This window comes from Xanthomonas sp. 4461 (assembly GCF_024806475.1).
GTDB lineage: Bacteria > Pseudomonadota > Gammaproteobacteria > Xanthomonadales > Xanthomonadaceae > Xanthomonas > Xanthomonas arboricola_F.
The window spans coordinates 366,961-388,483 of record NZ_JANTYV010000002.1; the positions used below are offsets into that span (position 1 = coordinate 366,961).

Below are 21,523 nucleotides of genomic sequence, written 5' to 3' on the forward strand. Positions count from 1 at the left end.
GGTTCAGGTCGCCATGCCGGACGACCGCGAAAGCAGCCAAACGAGCGTGACGCAGAGCACTGTCACATGGCAGCGCCGTTCAGATTTTTGACACACGGTGACACAGTCTAAACACACGTAAAGTATTGTCTTTATTGACAAAAATCGTTTATGACGATTCTGTTGTTTTGTCACATTAACGCAACCTTCACGCCATAGCCTGCGCCCACTTCCTCATGTCGCAAGGCATCTATGAATCTCGCTCCCACCCTGCTTGGCTCGGCCCTGTTGCTGGCACTGAGCGCGCCCGCCGCGCATGCCGAAATCGCCATCGATATGATCGGCGGCTCGGAGATCTCGCTGGAAGGCCTGGTCCAGGCCGACGGCAACTGGTTCCACAACGATGTGCAGGACCTCAATGGTCCGATCGGCGCCAATGGCGACAATTCCGAATTCAGCATCCGCCGCGCCGAGCTGGTGCTCAAGGGCAAGGGCCCGGGCAACTTTGAATGGGTGGCCGGGTACGACCCGAGCGTGCTGAAGGAGGTCACCATCCGCGGCACCACCATCCGCAGCACCGGGCGGTTCCTGGACAACAACGTCAAGTACAAGTTCGGCGGCAACGCCAACACCTATCTGCAGATCGGTCAGTTCAAGCAGCCCAACAGCCTGGAAGAACTGTCCAGCACCAAGAACAACGACTTCGTCTCCAAGGCGTCGGTGACCAACACCTACGGTATCTCGCGCCGGCTGGGCGTGGCGTACGGCATGGGCGACAACAACTGGAGCGTCACCGCCAGCGCGTTCGGCCGCGAACTGACGCGTAACCAGGCGCATGGCAGCGGCTACGGCGCGCGCGGCACCTGGGCGCCGATCAACGAAAGCGGCAACGTGCTGCACTTTGGCCTCAGCTACCTGGGTTACGACACCGACGACGACACCCTGCGCCTGCGCGCACGTCCGGACGCCGACCTCACCACCATCCGCCTGATCGACAGCGGCGCCATTACCAATGTCGATCGCGTGGGTGTGGCCGGTGCCGAGGCGATGTGGGTCACCGGCCCGTTCAAGCTGCAGAGCGAGTACTTCCAGGAAAACGCCAAGCGCATCGGCAACAACGCGCAGGACTACAAGAGCGACGGTTGGTACGTCAGCGGCGTGTGGAACATCACCGGCGAAACCTGGGGCTACAAGGCCGGTGTGCCGACTACCCCGCTGCCGAACGAACCGGCATCGGGCCTGTGGCAGCTGGCCGTGCGCTACGACACCCTGGATCTCAACGATGGTCACCTGATCGCCAACGGCAACACCCCGTTCGTGGATGGCGTACTCGGCGGCAAGATGAACGTGTGGACCGTCGGCGCCAACTGGTACTGGCGCTCCAACTTCAAGTTGGCGCTGGACTACGCGAAGGTGGAAAGCACCCGTTACAGCAGTGCCACGCGCGGCCTGGTCGATGACAACCCGTCGATCATCGAAGCGCGTGCGCAGTTCTATTGGTAAGCGTCTGCGTCCCTGGTCACCGTGTGCGCTCGCCCGAGCGCATGCGGTGGACGGATCCGCCTCGACGTGTTGCAGCGCGCACTTGCCCGGGGCCATCTTGTTTCTGTCATCTCTCCGACACCTCACGGTCATGCCCTTGCCCTGCAATGGCGCCACCGCGGGACGTCGCGATCCCTACCTTCTCTGGAGCTGTTCCGTGACCCATTCCTTCAAGACCCGTCTGGCCGTCGGCATGCTCGCCGCCTCGCTGGCTTTGTGCGCCCAGGCTGCCGATGTCACCGGCGCCGGTGCGTCCTTCATCTACCCCGTCATGTCCAAGTGGTCGGCCGACTACAACGCCGCTACCAAGAAGCAGGTCAACTATCAATCGATCGGCTCGGGCGGCGGCATTGCCCAGATCAAGGCGGCCAGCGTGGACTTCGGGTCCTCCGACGCCCCGCTGAAGCCGGAAGAGCTGGCCGCTGCCGGCCTGGCGCAGTTCCCGTCGGTGATCGGCGGCGTGGTGCCGGTGGTCAACGTCCCGGGCATTGCCGCCGGCGCGCTCAAGCTCGATGGCAAGACCCTGGGCGACATCTTCCTGGGCAAGGTCAGCTCCTGGAACGATCCGGCCATCGCCGCACTCAACCCGGGCGTGAAGCTCCCCGAAGGCAAGATCACCGTGGTGCACCGCTCCGACGGCTCGGGCACCAGCTTCAACTTCACCAACTACCTGTCCAAGGTCAACCCGGACTGGAAGAGCAAGGTCGGCGAAGGCACCGCCGTGCAGTGGCCGACCGGCATCGGCGGCAAGGGCAACGAGGGCGTGGCTGCCTACGTGAAGCAGATCAAGGGCGGCATCGGCTATGTCGAACTGTCGTATGCGCTGCAGAACAAGATGGCCTACACCGCGATGAAGAACGCCGCCGGCAAGTTCGTACAGCCGTCCGATGAGACGTTTGCCGCCGCGGCCAACAGCGCCGACTGGGGCTCGGCCAAGGACTTCTACCTGGTGATGACCAATGCCGCCGGCGACAACGCCTGGCCGATCACTGCCACCAACTTCATTTTGGTGCAGAAGAAGCCGAAGAACGCCGCTGGGCTCAAGAACACCCTGGAGTTCTTCCGCTGGGTCTACAGCAAGGGCGATGCGCAGGCCAAGGCGCTGGACTACGTGCCGCTGCCGGACAGCCTGGTGACGCAGATCGAAGGGTATTGGGCCAAGAACCTGCCGCACTAACCGCAGGCAGCGAGGTTGCCGCATGCATCGCCAGGTGCATGCGGCTGCCGTCGAACACGGTGATTGCGCACAAGCACAGGCTTGGCGTGCTCCACCAGGCCGGACTGACACCTGCGTGTCACGTTGACTGGCCACTCTCAGCAAGACAGGAACGACGCCGTCTCTCTCCCCGGCGTCGGAACCGGGACGCGGGTCTCGGGGGGTGCGACGCCCTCCGCGATCCGCGTCTTTTTTTGTGATGCCTCTTCTAAAAGGCACTGTCATGCGGGTGTAACAAAAACATCATTTCATAGCGTGGTCTGCCGGACACCCGGCCAATCCAGCCTCGGAGCTTCCATGAAACTGCAGTCGGCCAGCCTGACCGCCCTGTCCCTCACCATCGCCCTTGCCCTGGCCGCGTGCTCGCCCGGCAAGGACGCGCAGTCCGGCGATGCCGCCAAGGGCGCTCCCGGCGCAGGCGCCACTGCCAGCGACAGCAAGGCCGCGGAAATCTCCGGTGCCGGTGCGTCCTTCATCTACCCGCTGGTGTCCAAGTGGTCGGCCGACTACAACGCTGCGACCGGCAACAAGGTCAACTACCAGTCGATCGGTTCGGGCGGCGGTATTGCCCAGATCAAGGCGGGCACGGTGGATTTCGGCTCGACCGACAAGCCGCTCGATAGCGCCGAACTGCAGCAGGCCGGCCTGGGCCAGTTTCCGTCCGCCATCGGCGGCGTGGTGCCGGTGGTCAACCTGGAAGGCATCGCCCCGGGCAAGCTGCGCCTGACCGGCGCGCTGCTGGGCGACATCTTCCTGGGCAAGGTCAGCATGTGGAACGACGCGGCGATTGTCGCGGCCAACCCGGGCGTGACCCTGCCGGCCACCAAGATCAATCTGGTGCACCGCTCGGACGGTTCGGGCACCACCTTCAACTTCTCCAACTACCTGTCCAAGGTCAGCCCGGAGTGGAAGAGCAAGGTCGGCGAAGGCACCTCCGTGCAGTGGCCCGGTGGCGTCGGCGGCAAGGGCAACGAAGGCGTGGCATCGTACGTGCAGCAGATCAAGGGTTCGATCGGCTACGTCGAGCTGGCCTACGCGCTGCAGAACAAGATGCCGTACACCTCGCTGCAGAACGCTGCCGGCCAGTGGGTGGAGCCGAATGCAGACAGCTTTGCCGCCGCTGCCGCCAGCGCCGACTGGGCCAATGCCAAGGACTTCAACCTGGTGATCACCAATGCGCCGGGCGAAAAGGCCTGGCCGATCACCGCCACCAACTTCATGCTGATGCACAAGCAGGCCAAGGACGCGGCGCGCAGCAAGGCGACGCTGGACTTCTTCAAGTGGGCGCTGGAGAACGGCCAGGCCCAGGCCAGCGAGCTGCATTATGTGCCGCTGCCGCCGGAGCTGGTGAAGCAGATCCAGGCCTATTGGGGCAGCGAGTTCAAGTAATGCCTGCATCCCGCCTGCACGGTGGGCTGCGCGGCGGTGAGGTGCCTGCGGGCGCCTCACCGTTCCTGATGTCTCACGCTCCCGCCAGTGCGCGGGTGACGAGTTCAATCGAATGAATGCCACCGCCCTTCCCGAAGCGATGACCGCACCCCGCGGCCGCGACCTGCGCGATGCGCGCGCCGATCGCCTGTTCAAGCTTGCGCTGGCCGCCACCGTCGTGTTCGTCCTGTTGGCGCTCGGCAGCGCCGCGCTATCGATGTTGTGGGGCGGACGCCACGCACTGCAGATGCAGGGCCTGAGCTTTTTCTATTCCGCCGACTGGAATCCGGTCGAAAACAAATACGGCGCGCTGGCGCCGATCTACGGCACCCTGGTCACCGCACTGATTGCGATGGTGATCGCGGTGCCGGTGAGTTTTGGCATCGCGTTCTTTCTCACCGAAGTGGCGCCGCGCTGGTTGCGCGGGCCGGTCGGCACGGCGATCGAATTGCTGGCAGGCATCCCCTCCATCATCTACGGCATGTGGGGCCTGTTCGTGCTGGTGCCGGTGATGACCGAACACGTGACGCCATGGCTCAACGATCACCTGGGCACGCTGCCGGTGATCGGCCCGTTGTTTCAAGGCCCGCCGCTGGGCATCGGCTTGCTCACCGCAGGCTTCGTGCTGGCGATCATGGTGATCCCGTTTATCTCCTCGGTGATGCGCGAGGTGTTCCTGACCGTGCCGACACGGCTGAAGGAGTCGGCCTACGCACTGGGCTCCACAAAGTGGGAAGTCAGCTGGGACATCGTGCTGCCCTACACTCGCTCTGCGGTGATCGGCGGCGTGTTTCTCGGGCTGGGACGCGCCCTGGGCGAAACCATGGCGGTGGCCTTCGTGGTCGGCAACACGGTGCGGCTGTCGCCCTCGCTGCTGGAGCCCGGCACCACCATCGCCGCGTTGATCGCCAATGACTTCGGCGAAGCCACCGAAACCTATCGCTCGGCCTTGTTGCTGCTGGGCTTTGTGTTGTTCATCGTGACCTTCATCGTGCTGGCGATTGCACGCTTCATGCTGATGCAGCTGTCGCGCCGGGAGGGCAACTGATGTCTGCATCTTCGGTTTCGCAATCGCTGTACAACCGGCGCCGCATCACCAATGTGGTGGCACTGTTGTTGTCGTGCATCACCGCGCTGTTCGGGCTGTTCTTCCTGGCGTGGATTCTGTGGACCTTGTTGTCCAAGGGCGTGCCCGGCATCGATCTCAATCTGTTTACCAAGATGACACCGCCGCCGATGCAGGAAGGCGGCCTGCTCAATGCCTTCTTCGGTAGCGCCGTGATGTGCGGGCTGGCGTTGGCGATCGGCACGCCCTTGGGCGTGGCAGCCGGCACCTGGCTGGCCGAATACGGCAATGCGCGCAAGGCCGGCATCGTGGTGCGCTTCGTCAACGACATCCTGTTGTCGGCGCCGTCGATCGTGCTGGGCCTGTTTGTCTACACCCTGTACGTGATGCAGACCGGCGGGCGGTTCTCCGCGTTTGCAGGCGCGTTGTCGCTTGCCTTCATCGTGCTGCCGGTGGTGGTGCGTACCACCGACGAGATGTTGCGGCTGGTACCGGCGCAGATGCGCGAAGCGGCATTGTCGCTGGGCATTCCGCAGTGGAAGGTCACCGTGCAGGTGCTGTACCGCGCGGCTTCGGCCGGCATTCTCACCGGCGTGCTGCTGGCGCTGGCACGCATCAGCGGCGAAACCGCACCGCTGCTGTTCACTGCATTCGGCAATCAATACTGGAACAGCAACATCTTCCAACCGATGGCCAGCGTGCCGGTGATCATGAACCAGTTTGCAGGCAGCCCGTACGAATCCTGGCAGACCCTGGCCTGGTCCGGCGCACTGGTGCTGACCGTGTTCGTCCTGTTGGTGAGCCTGGGCGCACGTGCGCTGCTGTTGCGTAACAAGATTTCCAATGACTGACCTTTCTTTCCGGACACCCGACATGAACGATCTCCAAAACGCCAAGCCGATGCATCGCATCGCTGTTCCGGCCGCCAAGGGGGCGCCGACGGCGCAGGCGCCGGTGAAGGTGGCCGCACGCAATCTGGATTTCTATTACGACAAGTACCACGCGCTCAAGAGCATCGACATCGAGATTCCGGAAAAGCGCGTCACCGCACTGATCGGTCCGTCCGGTTGCGGCAAGTCGACCCTGCTGCGCATCTTCAACCGCATCTATGCGCTGTACCCGAAGATGGAAGCGCGCGGCGAAGTGCTGCTGGATGGCGAAAACATCCTGTCGCCGAAGTACCCGATGAACCGCCTGCGCAGCAAGGTGGGCATGGTGTTCCAGAAGCCGGTGCCGTTTCCGATGACCATCTTCGAAAACGTTGCCTACGGCATCCGTCACCACGAGAAACTGTCCAAGCCCGACATGCAGAACCGCGTGGAACAGGCCTTGCGCCAGGGCGCGTTGTGGGACGAGGTCAAGGACAAGCTGGGGCAAAGCGCGCTGGGCCTGTCTGGCGGTCAGCAGCAGCGCCTGTGCATTGCGCGCGCAGTCGCGCTGCGGCCGGACGTGCTGCTGCTGGACGAACCCACCTCGGCGCTGGACCCGATTTCCACCAGCCGTATCGAACAGTTGGTGGAAGAACTCAAGCGCGACTACACCATCGTGATCGTGACCCACAACATGCAGCAGGCCGCACGCGTGTCCGACTACACCGCCTTCATGTATCTGGGCGACCTGATCGAGCACGACCGTACCGAAACCATTTTTTCCCAGCCCTCCAAGCAACAGACCGAGGACTACATCACCGGCCGGTTCGGTTGATGTAAGGCGAGCCGTCGCAACACCGCACTGACGCAACGCCATCGCACATACCGGCACGACAATTGCTTCACGTGCCAGACCGCCAAGGTCAAGGCGGACATCCACCACTGCCAAGAATCGAGAACACGATGAACCAGCACCTCAACGACCACATCGTCAAAAGCTACGACGAGGAGCAGCACCGTCTTGTTGCCGAGATCGTGCGCATGGGCGACACGGCGGTGGCGCAGCTGGAAGCGGCGCTGGATGTGGTGGAGCGTCGCGACGACAATGCTGCGCATCGCATCGTGGTCAACGACGAGGCGATCGACGCACTGGAACACGCGATCAGCCACGACGTGATGCGTCTGGCACTGCGCGGCCCGATGGCGCGCGATCTGCGCGAGATTCTGGCCGGCCTGAGGATTCCTGCGGATATCGAGCGCATCGGCGACTACGCGGCCAACGTCGCCAAGCGTTCGATCGCACTCAATTCCGCACCGCCGCTGCCGCAAACGGTGGGCCTGCGCGCGCTTGGCCAGATGGCGGCCGATGCAGTGCGCGAAGCCGTGCAGGCGTATCGCAACAAGGATGCCGATGCAGCGATCCGTGTCCGCGACGAAGATGCACGCCTGGATGCGCAGTACACGGCGCTGTTCCGCGAGCTGTTGACCTACATGATGGAAGACCCGCGCAACATCACGCCATGCACGCACCTGCTGTTCATGGCCAAGAACCTGGAACGCATCGGCGACCATGCGACCAACATCGCCGAGAACGTGTGGTTCCTGGTGCACGGCGAACAGCCGCTGCCGCCGCGTCTGAAGCGCGACGAGACCAGCACCACCGGCGTGATCTGATCGCAGCAAGGTGTCGGCACAGCGCGCCGGTATTGGGCGACCGACAGTCTCATTGCGTATTCAGCTTCACATCCCTACGGTGGTGGTGCACAGGCCGTTCCTGTGGTGCAGGAGTATGCAGATGAAGCGCCTCATTGGATCTTTCATGGTTGTGTCGCTGCTGGCCTCGGGTGCCGCGTTCGCCGCACCCCAGCAGCATGACGATCACGATCACGACCGCATCGAGCAGCGCCACGACGCGCATGGCCCGGACCGGCATGACGATCGTCGCAACGACAAGCGCGACGACCGACGCAGCGCACACCACGACGATCGCAACAGTCGCCATGGCCCGCCCTTCCACCGCGGCGAGCGCCTGGCCCCGGACCATCGCGGCAGCCACGTTGCCGATTACCGCAAGCATCATCTCAAGCAACCGCCGCGCGGGCATGAGTGGCGGCGCGTAGACAATCAGTACGTGCTGATTGCCATCGCAACCGGCGTGATCGCCAGCGTGGTCGGCGGGAACTGATTCCGACGTGTCGGTGTCATCAGTCAGGCCCGGTCCGTGGCAACGCGGATCGGGCCTTCTGTTGCGTGCAGTTGTGCTCTGGATGGCGGAGCGAAGCCGCAGCGACCCATGGCGCATCGAACAGACGCGATGCGGTGCATTTACAGCGGCTAACAACACGTAGCGATCAGTCGTGAGGGGGACGCGGAGTGACCGGAGTCTACGAGTGGTCGATGCCGCACCGATATGCCGCACCGAGCACCGGCCGCGGCCCCTGGCGCTGAGCGCAGTCGTTTGGCTAGCCGCTCTGAATCGATGCATGGCTTATCGGCGTAAACGCCTGCGGACGGCGGGGCACCAGGCGACTTTCTGATCAGGACGCGGCTTCCTTCTGAAGCAGCTAACACCACGTTCTGAGCTCCCCTCCGGATGGACCTTGCCGTTGCTCGGCGCGAACATGCACGACGCGTGCACGGCGCTTCTGCAGGGATCGTCCAGACCTTGCTGACGACTGCTCGTCCGGTCTGTCCGCCCTGCTGAGCCCCGCCATTGACCGTCACAGGCCCCGCTGCCTGGCGATCCATCCGCCGCGTCACTGCACCAACCGCCGCTGGGCCTCGGCAGCATCCTGGCGATGCGCGGCGACGCCTGGCCTGTCGACCGGCTCGCCGGACCGACGGCGAAGAGACCGGGCGTGGTGCACCGGCCGAGCCCGGGGTGCGACCTGCTAGGCTATACAGATGAACGCACCGGTCGATCCGCAGCCTGCCCCCTCCTTTTTGCCCATGTCGCGGCGTTTCCGCGGCTATCTGCCCGTGGTGGTGGACGTGGAAACCGGCGGGTTCGACTGGAACAAGCACGCGCTGCTGGAAATCGCCTGCGTGCCGATCGAGATGGATGCCGACGGGCGTTTTTTTCCCGGCGAAACCGCCAGCGCGCATCTGGTGCCGGCACCGGGCCTGGAGATCGACCCCAAGTCGCTGGAGATCACCGGCATCGTGCTCGATCACCCGTTCCGTTTTGCCAAGCAGGAAAAGGACGCGCTGGACCACGTGTTCGCCCCCGTGCGCGCCGCAGTGAAGAAGTACGGGTGTCAGCGCGCCATCCTGGTCGGGCATAACGCGCATTTCGATTTGAACTTCCTCAACGCTGCGGTTGCGCGCGTGGGGCATAAACGCAATCCGTTTCACCCCTTCAGCGTGTTCGATACGGTGACCCTGGCCGGCGTGGCCTACGGGCAGACCGTATTGGCGCGTGCCGCGCAGGCCGCCGGCCTGGACTGGAACACCGCCGATGCGCACAGCGCGGTCTACGACACCGAGCAGACCGCGCGGCTGTTCTGCACGATCGCCAATGCCTGGCCGGGGCCTGTTTAGGGCGGGATTGGGGACTCGGGATTGGCAAGGGCCAGGTTTGTGCGCGGCTGAAAGATCGCTCGGCTGAAGCTGCAACAGGAGCAGCCGATGCGCACCGCATGACCGGTTGCAACAGTGCCCCCCGGCCTGCGGTGCGGGCCGTGGTAGTTCCCCACCGCCCGGCACGGGAACAAAAGCACCACCGACAGTGCTGTTACGACTCCCCAATCCCGGCCTCTAACCCACACAAATCCGGTCGCGGCCTGCGCTCTTGGCTACGTACAGCGCGTGATCGGCGCGCTGCATCAGCGACGAGCCGGTATCGTCGTCGCGCAACTCGGCCAGGCCGGCGCTGAAGGTCACCTGCAGCCCTTCCACGTCGCCCCAGTCGGCGCGCGCATGGAACAGCATGCGAAGGCGCTCGCACAGCACCTGTGCCTCGCTCAGGGTGGTCTCGGCCAGCAGCAGCGCGAATTCTTCGCCGCCCAGGCGCGCAGGCAGATCCGAGGTGCGCGCGGCTTCGGTGAGCAGCTCGCCGACGTCATGCAGCACCGCATCGCCACTGGCGTGCGAGTAGCGGTCGTTGATGCGCTTGAAATGATCGATGTCCAGAATCGCCAGCACCAACGGCCGGCCGCTGCGACGTGCGCGGCTGATGTCGCGCGCCAGCGCTTCGTCGAAGTGGCGACGGTTGGGCAAGCCGGTCAGTGCGTCTTCATGCGCCTGGCGCTCGAACACGTCGGACTTGATGCGCAGGCGCGTCAACAACTCGCTTTTCTCCTGATTGGCCTGCAGCAGGCGCTGCGCCTGCAGCTGCAGATCCTGCGTGCGCTTGCGCACCAGCTCGGCCAGACGCGCGTTATGGCTCCTGTAGCGATGCAGCAGCGCCCGATATAGCAGGGCCAGCGCCAGAATCGCGCCAAGTACCGCAGCAAACCGCACATCGTGGCGTTGCCACCACAGCGGCAGTACATCGAAAGTCCAGCGCGCTTCCTGCCGGCTCCACGCACCGCCCGGATGGCGTGCGGCCACGCGCAGGGTGTAGTGCCCGGGCGGCAAGCCGATGAACTCCACGCTGCGCTGCCGGCCACGCGCGATCCACACATTGTCCAGGCCGTCCAGACGCGTTCGGTATTCGATACGCTCGGACAGCAGGAAACTCATGCCCACATACGAGACATTGATCCGATAGCCACCAGGTAACTGCGCCTGTTGGCGCCAGGCCAGCGGCCGACCGTCCTGCTGCACGCTTTCGATCAGCGGCGGCGGTGGGCGTCGCTCGCGAAACCGCTGCAGGCGCGTCGGATCTACCGTGCTCACACCGCCGGCGGTGACCACCCACAGCGTGCCATCGGCACGTTCGATCATGCTGGGGCCGGAGCTGCCGTTGGCCTGTGCGCTGCCCATGCCATCGATCTCGCCATAGCGCTCGATGGCAAGCTGGCCGCGCCCATCGGCGACCGCATCGAGCGCGGCAAGCTCGGTGCGCAGGACGCCGCGATTGCTGCTGATCCACGCATTGCCCAGCCGGTCGTTCACGAGCTGGAACACCGTATCCACCGGCATACCCTGCTCCAGGCCAACACGTGCAAGCGTGCCGCCGCGCACGCGATACAGGCCGCGATCGGTGGAGATCCACACCGCATCGCCGATCGACTGGAAGCCGAACACGCTGCGCGCGCCACCCAGGCGCTCCAGATCCAGCTGCTGCAACTTGCCGTCGCGCAATACCGCCGCGCCATCGACCGAGCCGATCCACAGCGCGCCGTCGATGCTGGCCAACGCGGTCACCACGCCATCGGGCAGGCCCTGGATCGTCGCCGGCACGCGCCTGCCATCCTGTAGTTGCACCACGCCGCGCTGAGTGGCAAGCCACACCGCATCGCGCGCATCGATCACGATGGCGCGGATATGGCCACTGGGGATGCCGTCGGCCTCACCGTAGTGCTGCAGCACCCGGCCATCGCGCAGCACGAAGACGCCGTCGGCATAGGTGCCCACCCAGAGGTTGCCCTGCCGGTCGAGCGCCAGGCTGAGCACCGACAGCCGGCGTCCGGACGGCGTGGCGACAGGAACCGGCACGATCCGGCCGTCCGGCAGCATGCGGTCCAGACCAGCGGTGCTGGCGATCCACAGACTGCCATCGCGATCTTCGAGCACGGCTCGCGCGTAGTCGCCACTCAGCCCATCGCGCTGGCTGTAGCTGCTGAACAAAGTCTCGCGCAAGCGGAACAGGCCGCCGTTGGCGCCGACCCAGATGCTGCCCTCCGCATCTTCGCGCAGGCTGACGATGCGCCCGGTGGGCAGGCTGCGGCCTGCCGGCAAATGCTCCACCCCATGACTGCCGATCCGTAGCAGGCCCTCATTTTCGCTGCCCAGCCACAGATCGCCATTGCGATCCTGCAGCATCGCGGTGAAGTGGCCCTGCCCCGCCAGCCGATGCACCAGCTCGGCGCGCTCGTCGTGCAGGCGATACAGCTGCTCGCCCGCGACCACCCATACCGTGCCATCCGGGGCGCGATACGGCCAGGCCAGGCCGGGCGGCAAGCCGAACGCGGCAGGTGCGCGATGCATGCGCCCGTCGGGCTCGCGGTAGATCAGGCCGTCCAGCGTACCGATCAGCAGCCGGCCCTGGGCATCGAACAGCATGCGCGGAAAGCTGCTCTGCAGCGGCACCCCATCGCGCGGCGGGAAATAGTCGAAGCGGCCATCCGGCCACAGGCAGCCCAGCCCGTGCCCTTCGAACAACAGCCACATCCGGCCGTCCGCATCCATGGTCATCGCGTGGATCAATGCCTGCGGCCACTGGCCCTTGCGTTGCCATTGCCGCCACTGCCCATCGGCGCCGTGACGCACCAGATTGCCGCGCGCATCGCTCAGCCACAGCGCGCCATCGCGATCCACGTACAAGGCGCCGACACCGTTATCGGGCAGGCCTGGGCGCGTGCTGCGATCGATGACGTTGAATTCCAGGCCGTTGTAGCGCACCAGCCCTTCCCAGGTGGCGAACCACAGATAGCCATCGCGGGTCTGGGCGATGTCGCGCAGCGAGTTGTGCGGCAGGCCACTGCGCGAACTCCAGCTGTCGATGGCGTAATCGCGCAGTTGGGCGGTCCCGGCGGGTGCGGCGACCGCCGCCAGCGAGCACAACGCCAGCAACATGCAGACGGCAGCGCTCAGCCAGCGCCGCCACTGCCCCTGCCATCGTGCCGACGCCATGCCGGCGCCCCCGTTCCCGCCCCTACCACAGGCGCCCACCCCAAGTTTCATCAGACATGACACGCCGTTTGCTGACGATATGGTAGGCAAAAAGTCGCAGCGGCGCTGGGCGTGTGCGCCACTCGACGTCAAAATCCCTGTCGTGGCGGCGTTGTAGGCGCCATCGATCGCGCCTGCCCACCAGTCACAGCGGCACAATCTGCGCGGATTGCAGGCAACACGCCTGCGCGCAGCAGACCGGGTGCGTGCCGCAGGGCAGCGCCCGGGCGCGCCTCAATCACCGTCCTCAGACACCAAGGCGCTGGCGCACGGCCTCGAACAGGGTCACGCCGGTGGCGACCGACACGTTGAGGCTTTCGATATCGCCGGGCATCGGAATCTTGACCAGACCATCGCAGTGTTCGCGGGTCAGGCGACGCAGGCCATCGGCCTCGCCACCGAGCACCAGCCCGACGTTGCCGCGCAGGTCCACGCTGTACAACGACGCTTCGGCCTCGCCTGCCAGGCCATACAGCCATACGCCCTGCTTCTGCAGATCGCGCAGGCAGCGCGCCAGATTGGTCACCGCGACCACCGGAATGCGGTCCGCGGCACCGGCCGAGGTCTTGCGCACAGTGGCGTTCACGGTGGCCGACTTGTCCTTGGGAATCACCACCGCCGTGACCCCCGCCGCCGCAGCGCTACGCAGACAGGCGCCGAGGTTGTGCGGGTCCTGCACGCCATCGAGCACCAACACCAGCGCGCGGCCTTGCGCGGCCTCGACCAGGCCTTCCAGTTCGTTTTCGGCCCACAGGCGCGCGGCGGCGTAGCGCGCGGCCACGCCCTGATGGCGCACCTGCCCGCCGACGCCGTCCAGCGCCTGGGTATTGACCCGGCGCACGTCGATGCCCTTGCGGCGCGCCTGTTCTTCGATCTCGGTCAGACGCGGGTTCTTGCTACCGGCCTCGATCAAGACCTCGCGCACGTTGTCGGCGTCGTTCTCGACGGACGAGGCGACAGCGTTGACGCCGACGATCCACTGGTTCTGCTTGCTCATTGCGCGGGCATACGAAGAAATGAGGGGGAATGGTAGGGCCTGCGGCCTGCTACGTCACGGCCGGGGCAAGGATGGGCCTGGGAAAATCGGATAAGGTGACGCCGCAATGCCGCTGGCACCTGCGGGAATCATGCGTCACTGACTGCGCCGTACACGCTGCAACCGCATCACTGCACCGGCGGTCTTCGCGCAGCGTGGACCGCCGTGAGGCGGTGCCTGGACGCGTACTGCGCTGACGTCGGCAACCAACCGCAGCGCGCCGACATCAGCCTGATGGAGACAGCGGCGACCTGCATTGCGAAAGCCACCTCGCCGCTATGCCGGCCAGCGCTCGGTGTCGTGGTCCGGATGTTGATGCGATACCAGCGCGGTCTGAAACGCCAATGCCGCAGCATCGTCCTCGCTGCGGCGTGTCGGCAGCTGCGCCAAGCCATCGACGAACGGCAACTTGCGCTCCAGCCCGTACTGGATATGCGGAGGCAACCGCTCCGGCGTATCGAATGCGCCGGCGGCAATCGCCACGCCATCGGGCGCCTCATAGGTCAACGGCGTACCGCAGTCGGCGCAAAACCCGCGCTGCACCAGCGTCGACGACGCAAAGCGCCTGGGCTCGCCGCGGGTCCAGCGGAACTCGCTGCCACGCACCGACACCAGCGGGGCGTAATACGCCCCAAACGCTTTCTGACACATGCGGCAGTGACAGATCGATGCGTCGTCCAGCACGCCGCGCACATGAAAGCGCACGGCGCCGCATTGGCAGCCACCGCTGTACTCGGGGGATGTGCTCATCGTTTGCCTCGCAGATCAGCGTGTCATGCAAGCCGCCGCGTCACTACGGCACGCGGCGGCACCCACTACGCATGCAGACTCCACGCATTGCGGGCAGCCATTTCGGCCGCCCGCAACAGCATGCACCAAGCATCAATACGACTTCTTCTTGCGCTTGGCCGGCTTCTCGCGCGGCGGCAGCGGCGCTTCGACAGGCGCGCCGTCCTCTGCCAGACGGAAGTCGATCTTGCGCTCTTCCATGCTGGCCTTGAGCACCAGCACGCGTACCGGGTCGCCCAGGCGGAACTCACGGCCACGGCGCTCGCCGCTGAGCGTCTTGCGGATCGGATCGAACTGGTAATAGTCCTGCGGCAACTGGGTGACATGCACCAGACCGTTGACCTTGGATTGGGTCAATTCCACGAACAGGCCGAAGCCGGTCACGCCGCTGATCACGCCATCGAACTGGCCGCCGACATGCTTTTCCATCCAGGCCGCGCGATACCGCTCGTCCACTTCGCGCTCGGCCTCATCGGCACGCCGCCCACGCTCGGAGCATTGCAGCGACAGTGCCGCCATCTGCCGCGGCGTGTAGATGAATTTTTCCGGGCTGGCACCGGTCAGCGCGTGCTTGATGGCGCGATGCACCAGCAGATCCGGATACCGGCGGATTGGCGAGGTGAAGTGCGCATACGCCTCCAACGCCAGACCGAAGTGGCCGTTGTTGTCTGGCGAATATACCGCCAGGCTCTGGCTGCGCAGCAGCACCGATTCCAGCAGCGCCGCATCCGGGCGCGCACGCACCTTCTTCAGCAACTTGGTGTAATCGCCCGGGCGCACCTTGCTCCATGCCGGCAGGCTGAGCTGGAATTCCTTGAGAAACTCCAGCAGGTCTTCGTACTTGCTCTCCGGCGGCCGCTCGTGCACGCGATACGGCGCAGGTACGTGCACGCCCAGCAGATAGCGCGCGGCTTCCACGTTGGCGGCGATCATGCATTCTTCGATCAGCTTGTGCGCGTCGTTGCGCACCAGCATGCCGGCCTGGGTGACCTCGCCGGTATTGTCGAGCACGAAGCGCACTTCGGAGGTTTCGAATTCGATCGCACCGCGGTGCGTGCGCGCCTTCGACAGCACGTTGTACAGCTGATGCAGGCGCTGCACCTGCGGCAACAACGGGCCGATAAACGCCTTGGTATCGGCATCGTCTTCGCCAACCGCCTTCCAGACCTGGTTGTAGGTCAGGCGCGCGTGCGAGTTCATCACCGCTTCGTAAAAACGCGAACCGGTCACTTCGCCATCGCGTCCCACCTGCATGTCGCAGACGAAACACATGCGGTCGACCTTGGGCATCAGCGAGCAGATGCCGTTGGACAAGGTCTCCGGCAGCATCGGCACCACAAAGCCGGGGAAATACACCGAGGTAGCGCGCTTTTGCGCTTCGTCGTCCAGCGGCGTGCCGGGACGCACATAGTTGGACACGTCGGCGATCGCCACCACCAGACGGAACCCGTCGGCGTTGGGTTCGCAATACACCGCGTCGTCGAAATCCTTGGCATCCTCGCCATCGATGGTGACCAGCGGCATCTGCCGCAGATCCACACGCCCGCCGATCATCTGCGGCTCGACCACCAACGGCACCGCTGCGGCCTCATCCAGCACTTCCTGCGGGAATTCGTGCGGCAATTCATGGCCATGGATGGCCATCTCCACCACCAGCGACGGGGTGAGCTTGTCGCCGAGCACCGCGATGATCTTGCCGATCGCCGGGCGGCGGGCGTCCGGCGGCGCGATCAGTTCGCACACCACCAGCTGCCCTTCGCGCGCCTCGCCGATACCGTCCGGCGCAATCTGCACATTGCGTTGCACGCGCTTGTCGTCCGGGTCGACGTAGGCCACACCGTGCTCGTAGAAGAACCGCCCGATCATGCGCGACATGCGGCGTTCCAGCACACGCGCGATCGCGCCTTCGCGGCGGCCGCGGCGGTCGATGCCGGTGACGTTGGCCAGCGCACGGTCGCCATGCATGACCTTGCGCATCTCGAACGGCGGCAGGAACAGGTCGTCACCGCCCTCGTCCGGCTTGAGGAAACCGAAGCCTTCCGGGTTGGCGATCACCACGCCGGCGATCAGGCTGGTCTGCTGCACCGGCGCATAGCCGCCGCGGCGGTTCTGCACCAGTTGCGCTTCGCGCACCATCGCAGCCAGGCGCTTGCCAAGCGCATCGATGCGGTCGCTCAGACCAAGCTGCTCGGCGATCTCTTCGGCGGTCTGCGGGCCGTCGCAGGCGTCCAGCAACTGCAGGATCGCTTCGCGGCTGGCAATCGGCTCCGCGTAGCGCAGCGCCTCACGATCGGCATGCGGGTCCTTGAAGCCGACGGCGTCGGCCTGGACGACCTCTTGCTGGAAACGTTCCGGCGGCGGCGCGGGCGGCCCACTCTTGCGTGGATGCGGTGCGCGGGGTGCAGCAGGCTCGACGGGCGGTGGCGGCTGGTCGGGCGACGCCTTTGCCGCAGCGCGCTTGTTGGCGGATTTGGTGGACGCACCGGCCGCAGCGCGGACCAGGAAGTCCGGCATCCAACCCGGCAGTTTCTGTTGCTCGGCGGTGGTGGACTCGCCCGGGCTGGTGGATTTGCGGCGGCTGGGCCGGTCGGAATCTGGGGTGTTTTTCTTTGTCATTACCCTAATGGTACCCCTTGCTGTCCTGACGTGGGCGGCAAGGCCGGCCGGACCATTGACGATTGCGACAGACAACCCGTTGACAAGCCTGTCAGGAGTCTGCAAAATTCGCGGCTCACCTGCCCAGGTGGCGGAATTGGTAGACGCACTAGCTTCAGGTGCTAGCGGGGGCAACTTCGTGGAGGTTCGAGTCCTCTTCTGGGCACCAGTTTAAAAAGACCTCCGAGCAATCGGGGGTCTTCTGGTTTCTGGGATTCGAAAACATCTCCGCTGCGCCCAGATGCCGACGCCGATCAGCGCTGGGGACCAATGCGAGTCAGAGCAGGCAATGGAAGGTAGGAGCGGTCGTCAGCCGGGTGTGGCCGACGCCCTCAAAACCGCAGGGCACACAGTTCCAAGCGCCCGCCGCGTCCGCTTGGTCGTTAACGCAGCCCGATGAGCGCTGTCGACTTGTTAGCCGCCTCCAGTCGACTGATCCATCGAAGCGATCGGATGATTGCCACGCCTACGCGGCCTTGCGGCATGGTCCATTAACGACCGTCGATCAGCGCTACGCGCAACTCGTCGCGACCCGGACCTATGACGCACGCTGCGCCACGGCCCCATCCCACTACATCGAAACGACAGCAACTAGCTGCGCGGCAGGCGGCGCCGCGATGGGCCGTCCTACGGAGCGGCGGTGATTCCAGCATCGCGCAATGCCTGTGCCCAGAGTCGGTAGCCGGCTTCGCTGGGATGGGTGCCGTCGGGCATCAGCGCTTCCGGCAGGCTGCCATCGGGCTGCAGCAGTTGTTTGCCGATATCGACCAGGCGCAGCGATGGCTCGGCCGCATACCGTGCGCGCAGCAGGCGGTTGGTTTCGGCAATCGGGCCGCGTTGCGGGTCGCCGGCAGTGCGGCCGCGCGGCATGATCGCCATCAGGATCAGCTTGCTGTTGGGCATGCGCGTGCGCACTTCGCGCACGATGGCATCGATGCCCTGCGCGGTTTCGGCCGGCGTGCTCGCACGCGACTGCGTGGTGCCGGTGAGGTTGTTGGTGCCGATATGCAGCACCACCCAGCGCGGATCCAGGCCGTCGAGTTCGCCCTGGCGGATGCGCCACAGCACGTTCTGGGTGCGATCCCACCCGAAGCCCAGGTTCAATACCGGCCGCTTGCCGTACAGCCACTGCCAGGACTCCGGACCACTGACACGGGTGGCCTGCGGCGGGCCGGCCCAGAAGTGGGTGATCGAATCGCCGATCATCACCACCTCCGGCTTGAGCGTGCGTGCCGCCGCCAGCGCGGCATGGTGGCGCGCATACCAGTCGTAGGAATCCTGCTCCAGCCAATCGACCGGCATCAACGAGGTGGCGATGTCGCGGCCGAGTTCGGCCACCGGCTTGACCGGCGGCTCACCCAGCAGCCGCGCCAGGGTCGGTTCGATCGCTTCGGCCAGCATGCGCTGCCCCTGGGTATCCGGATGCAATGCTGCAGCAGCCGGTCGAAAGCGCGTGTCGTAGAACAACTCGGTGCGCAGCTTGCCGTCGCGCTGGAAGACCGAGCTCACATCCAGATACGTCACGCGCGGGTTGTCGCCATAGCGCACCGCCAGACCCTGGTTGATCTGCGCATCGCGAGCGGATTTCTCCGCCGAAATCGCGCTCGGCAGCACGCTCAGCAGCAGGATGTGCGTGCGCGGCAACTTCTGCTCGATCGCCGCGACCACCGCATCGATACCGAGCTGAGTCTGCTCTGCGGTCTGGCCGAGATGGCCGGTGTTGTTGGTGCCGATCAACACCAGCGCGACCTTGGGCTGCAGACCGTCGACCTCGCCATTGGCCAGCCGCCACAGCACGTTTTCGGTGCCGTCGCCGCTGAAGCCCAGATTGAGTGCACCGCGGCTGCCATAGAAGGTCTGCCAGGTGGGCTGAAAGTCTTCGTCGGGCGCCTTGGATTTTTCGTAGTTCTGGGTGATCGAATCGCCGATCAACAGCAGCTTCGTCTCCGGATGCTGTTTGACCTGTTCCAGCACCTGCGCGTGGCGCTGGGCCCACCACGGCTCCTGCAGGCGGTCGGTGGGCACGATCGACGGCGGTGGTGTTTGCGCGCCGACGGTGGCGCAGACCAGCAACAGCCCCCAGCACAGCAATGCGGGTGCAATGGCAGACCGCGAAGGGCGGGGAAACACGGCGTGCAGAAACCGGGGCATGCGCGCACCAGCAGACGGGAGAAGCGGCGATTGTGGTCCGCACGTGCCGTCAACGACAAGCGTGAACGCCGTGCACCTGCCGCCGGGCGCTGCGGCCGGAGATGCTATGAGCTGGCGACTTACCCAGCGCGGATCCACCAGAGCCAAGGCGCGCCTGCACGCTACAGCGTTATCGCCAACGCCGCCTCGCGTGCAAGCACGCTCCTACCAAACGCTGCATCGCACTGGCGGCAGCGCTGGAGTGCGGCCGGCCTCAGCGCAGCCCGGTTTCGCCGCGCGCGATCACCAGGCGCTGGATTTCCGAGGTGCCTTCATAGATCTCGGTGATTTTGGCAACGCGGAGAGCGCTCCAGCGTTGCCGCACTGGCAGCAGCGCTGGAGTGCGGCCGGGCTCAGCGCAGTCCAGTTTCGCCGCGCGCGATCACCAGGCGTTGAATCTCGGAGGTACCTTCGTAGATCTCGGTGATTTTTGCAGCGCGGAGAGCGCTCCAGCGTTGCCGTACTCGCGGCAGCGCTGGAGTGCGGCCGGCCTCAGCGCAGCCCGGTTTCGCCGCGCGCGATCACCAGGCGTTGAATCTCGGAGGTACCTTCGTAGATCTCGGTGATCTTGGCATCGCGGAGAGCGCTCCAGCGTTGCCGCACTCGCGGCAGCGCTGGAGTGCGGCCGGCCTCAGCGCAGCCCGGTTTCGCCGCGTGCAATCACCAGGCGCTGGATTTCCGAGGTGCCTTCATAGATCTCGGTGATTTTGGCAGCGCGGAGAGCGCTCCAGCGTTGCCGCACTCGCGGCAGCGCTGGAGTGCGGCAGGCCTCAGCGCAGCCCGGTTTCGCCGCGCGCGATCACCAGGCGTTGAATCTCCGAGGTACCTTCGTAGATCTCGGTGATCTTGGCATCGCGAAAGTAGCGCTCCAGCGGCATTTCCTTCGAATAGCCCATGCCGCCGTGGATCTGTACCGCCTGGTGGGTGATCCACATCGCCGCTTCCGATGCGGTGAGCTTGGCGACCGCCGCTTCAGTACCGAACTTCTTGCCCTGCCCCTTGAGCCAGGCCGCACGCAGCGTCAACAACAACGCCGCATCCAGCTTGCATTTCATGTCGGCGATCTTGGCCTGGGTCATCTGGAACGTGCCGATGGCAGCGCCGAAGGCCTTGCGCTCCTTGACGTAGGCAAGCGTCGCTTCATACGCGGCGCGCGCAATACCCACTGCCTGCGAGGCAATGCCGATCCGCCCGGCATCGAGCACGCTCATCGCGGTCTTGAAGCCCTCGCCTTCCACGCCCAACACCTCGTCGGCCTGTGCAACGTAATCGGCGAACTCGATCTCGCAGGTGGCCGAGGCGCGGATGCCCAGCTTGGGCTCGGTCTTGCCGCGATGAAAACCCGGCTTGTCGGTGTCGACCATGAAGGCGGTGATGCCGCGCGAGCCCTTGTCCGGCTCGGTCACCGCAAACAGCACGATGTACTTGGCCACCGGGCCGGAGGTGATCCAGCTCTTCTTGCCGTTGATGACGAAGCTGCCGTCGGCCTGCTTGACCGCCCGGCAGCGCATCGCCGATGCATCCGAGCCGGACTGCGGCTCGGTCAGCGCGAACGCGCCGATGTGCGTGCCTTCGGCGATCGCGCGCACATACAGCTGCTTCTGCGCCTCGGTGCCGTTCTTCAGGATGCCGGTGCAGAACAGCGAGTTGTTGACCGACATGATGGTGGAGTGCGCGCCGTCGCCGGCCGCAATCTCGATCATCGCCAGCGCGTAGCTGATCGGATCCATGCCGGCACCGCCATACTCGGACGGCACCTCGATGCCCATCAGGCCGTTTTCGCCCAGCAGCTGGATATTTTCCAACGGGAACTCGCCGCTGCGGTCGAACTGCTCGGCGCTGGGGGCGATCTTTTCCTGGGCGATCCGGCGGGCCACGTCCTGGATCATCAGTTGTTCTTCGGTAAAGCTGAAATCCACGTTCGACCCCTCCCGGGTATTGACTGAGCGGCCATTGTAGCCCCAACCATTCGCATG

General features: G+C 65.2%; 15 protein-coding genes, 1 tRNA gene, 1 other RNA gene and 1 pseudogene. 10 read left to right on the top strand and 8 right to left on the bottom strand.

Annotated elements, in window-relative coordinates; translation table 11 throughout:
• Positions 1 to 231: 231 nt before the first annotated feature.
• From FHY19_RS09345 to FHY19_RS09380, 8 genes are all read left to right on the top strand, one after another.
• The gene (locus FHY19_RS09345) at positions 232 to 1,482 is read left to right on the top strand and encodes an OprO/OprP family phosphate-selective porin (RefSeq protein WP_259165209.1); all 1,251 of its coding nucleotides are present in this window, start codon (positions 232 to 234) and stop codon (positions 1,480 to 1,482) included.
• 196 nt (positions 1,483 to 1,678) lie between these two features.
• Entirely contained in the window at positions 1,679 to 2,698 is a 1,020-nt protein-coding gene (pstS, locus tag FHY19_RS09350; protein ID WP_259153671.1) for a phosphate ABC transporter substrate-binding protein PstS, read from the top strand.
• Positions 2,699 to 3,034: 336 nt separating this feature from the next.
• Positions 3,035 to 4,126, top strand: a complete 1,092-nt coding sequence (pstS, locus tag FHY19_RS09355; protein ID WP_259153668.1) for a phosphate ABC transporter substrate-binding protein PstS — start codon at positions 3,035 to 3,037, stop codon at positions 4,124 to 4,126.
• A 112-nt stretch (positions 4,127 to 4,238) separates the two neighbouring features.
• Positions 4,239 to 5,213: a phosphate ABC transporter permease subunit PstC gene (gene pstC / locus FHY19_RS09360; protein ID WP_039420811.1), complete on the top strand. Its 975-nt coding sequence runs from the start codon at positions 4,239 to 4,241 to the stop codon at positions 5,211 to 5,213.
• Entirely contained in the window at positions 5,213 to 6,082 is an 870-nt protein-coding gene (gene pstA, locus FHY19_RS09365; RefSeq protein WP_046964651.1) for a phosphate ABC transporter permease PstA, read from the top strand. Before pstC ends, pstA begins: the two co-directional genes overlap by 1 nt.
• Positions 6,083 to 6,104: 22 nt before the next feature.
• Positions 6,105 to 6,935: a phosphate ABC transporter ATP-binding protein PstB gene (gene pstB / locus FHY19_RS09370; protein WP_039420807.1), complete on the top strand. Its 831-nt coding sequence runs from the start codon at positions 6,105 to 6,107 to the stop codon at positions 6,933 to 6,935.
• Positions 6,936 to 7,063: 128 nt separating this feature from the next.
• On the top strand, positions 7,064 to 7,774 hold the full coding sequence (gene phoU, locus FHY19_RS09375) for a phosphate signaling complex protein PhoU (RefSeq protein ID WP_075285808.1): 711 nt from the start codon (positions 7,064 to 7,066) through the stop codon (positions 7,772 to 7,774).
• A gap of 121 nt (positions 7,775 to 7,895) precedes the next feature.
• A complete protein-coding gene (locus tag FHY19_RS09380; RefSeq protein ID WP_259165216.1) occupies positions 7,896 to 8,285 on the top strand; it encodes an RcnB family protein in 390 nt (129 codons plus the stop codon).
• 147 nt (positions 8,286 to 8,432) lie between these two features.
• Here the strand turns inward: FHY19_RS09380 and FHY19_RS09385 are convergent.
• Positions 8,433 to 8,499: non-coding RNA, sX9 sRNA (locus tag FHY19_RS09385), on the bottom strand.
• 505 nt (positions 8,500 to 9,004) lie between these two features.
• Here FHY19_RS09385 and rnt point away from each other — a divergent pair.
• The gene (gene rnt / locus FHY19_RS09390) at positions 9,005 to 9,640 is read left to right on the top strand and encodes a ribonuclease T (protein WP_259165224.1); all 636 of its coding nucleotides are present in this window, start codon (positions 9,005 to 9,007) and stop codon (positions 9,638 to 9,640) included.
• 216 nt (positions 9,641 to 9,856) lie between these two features.
• Here the strand turns inward: rnt and FHY19_RS09395 are convergent, their stop codons facing one another.
• The 4 genes from FHY19_RS09395 to rnr all read right to left on the bottom strand — a co-directional run bounded on the left by FHY19_RS09395 (position 9,857) and on the right by rnr (position 17,318).
• Entirely contained in the window at positions 9,857 to 12,781 is a 2,925-nt protein-coding gene (locus FHY19_RS09395; protein ID WP_259166359.1) for a ligand-binding sensor domain-containing diguanylate cyclase, read from the bottom strand.
• Between the two features lie 343 nt (positions 12,782 to 13,124).
• Complete coding sequence (gene rlmB, locus FHY19_RS09400) at positions 13,125 to 13,874, bottom strand: 23S rRNA (guanosine(2251)-2'-O)-methyltransferase RlmB (protein WP_046964963.1); 750 nt, start codon at positions 13,872 to 13,874, stop codon at positions 13,125 to 13,127.
• Positions 13,875 to 14,189: 315 nt separating this feature from the next.
• Positions 14,190 to 14,663, bottom strand: a complete 474-nt coding sequence (locus FHY19_RS09405; RefSeq protein ID WP_259153658.1) for a GFA family protein — start codon at positions 14,661 to 14,663, stop codon at positions 14,190 to 14,192.
• Between the two features lie 132 nt (positions 14,664 to 14,795).
• Positions 14,796 to 17,318 (bottom strand): ribonuclease R, encoded by a 2,523-nt coding sequence (gene rnr, locus FHY19_RS09410; protein ID WP_259165236.1) that lies wholly within the window; start codon positions 17,316 to 17,318, stop codon positions 14,796 to 14,798.
• A 121-nt stretch (positions 17,319 to 17,439) separates the two neighbouring features.
• On the opposite strand from rnr, the gene FHY19_RS09415 reads away from it, so the two are divergent.
• Positions 17,440 to 17,526, top strand: a tRNA-Leu gene (locus FHY19_RS09415).
• 458 nt (positions 17,527 to 17,984) lie between these two features.
• On the opposite strand, the gene FHY19_RS09420 is transcribed toward FHY19_RS09415, so the two are convergent.
• The 3 genes and pseudogenes from FHY19_RS09420 to FHY19_RS09430 all read right to left on the bottom strand — a co-directional run bounded on the left by FHY19_RS09420 (position 17,985) and on the right by FHY19_RS09430 (position 21,466).
• On the bottom strand, positions 17,985 to 19,508 hold the full coding sequence (locus FHY19_RS09420; protein WP_259165237.1) for a platelet-activating factor acetylhydrolase IB subunit: 1,524 nt from the start codon (positions 19,506 to 19,508) through the stop codon (positions 17,985 to 17,987).
• A 531-nt stretch (positions 19,509 to 20,039) separates the two neighbouring features.
• Positions 20,040 to 20,126 (bottom strand): annotated as a pseudogene (locus FHY19_RS09425) (acyl-CoA dehydrogenase family protein); the annotation flags it as partial.
• A 191-nt stretch (positions 20,127 to 20,317) separates the two neighbouring features.
• Positions 20,318 to 21,466: an acyl-CoA dehydrogenase family protein gene (locus FHY19_RS09430; protein WP_259153652.1), complete on the bottom strand. Its 1,149-nt coding sequence runs from the start codon at positions 21,464 to 21,466 to the stop codon at positions 20,318 to 20,320.
• Positions 21,467 to 21,523: the final 57 nt, after the last annotated feature.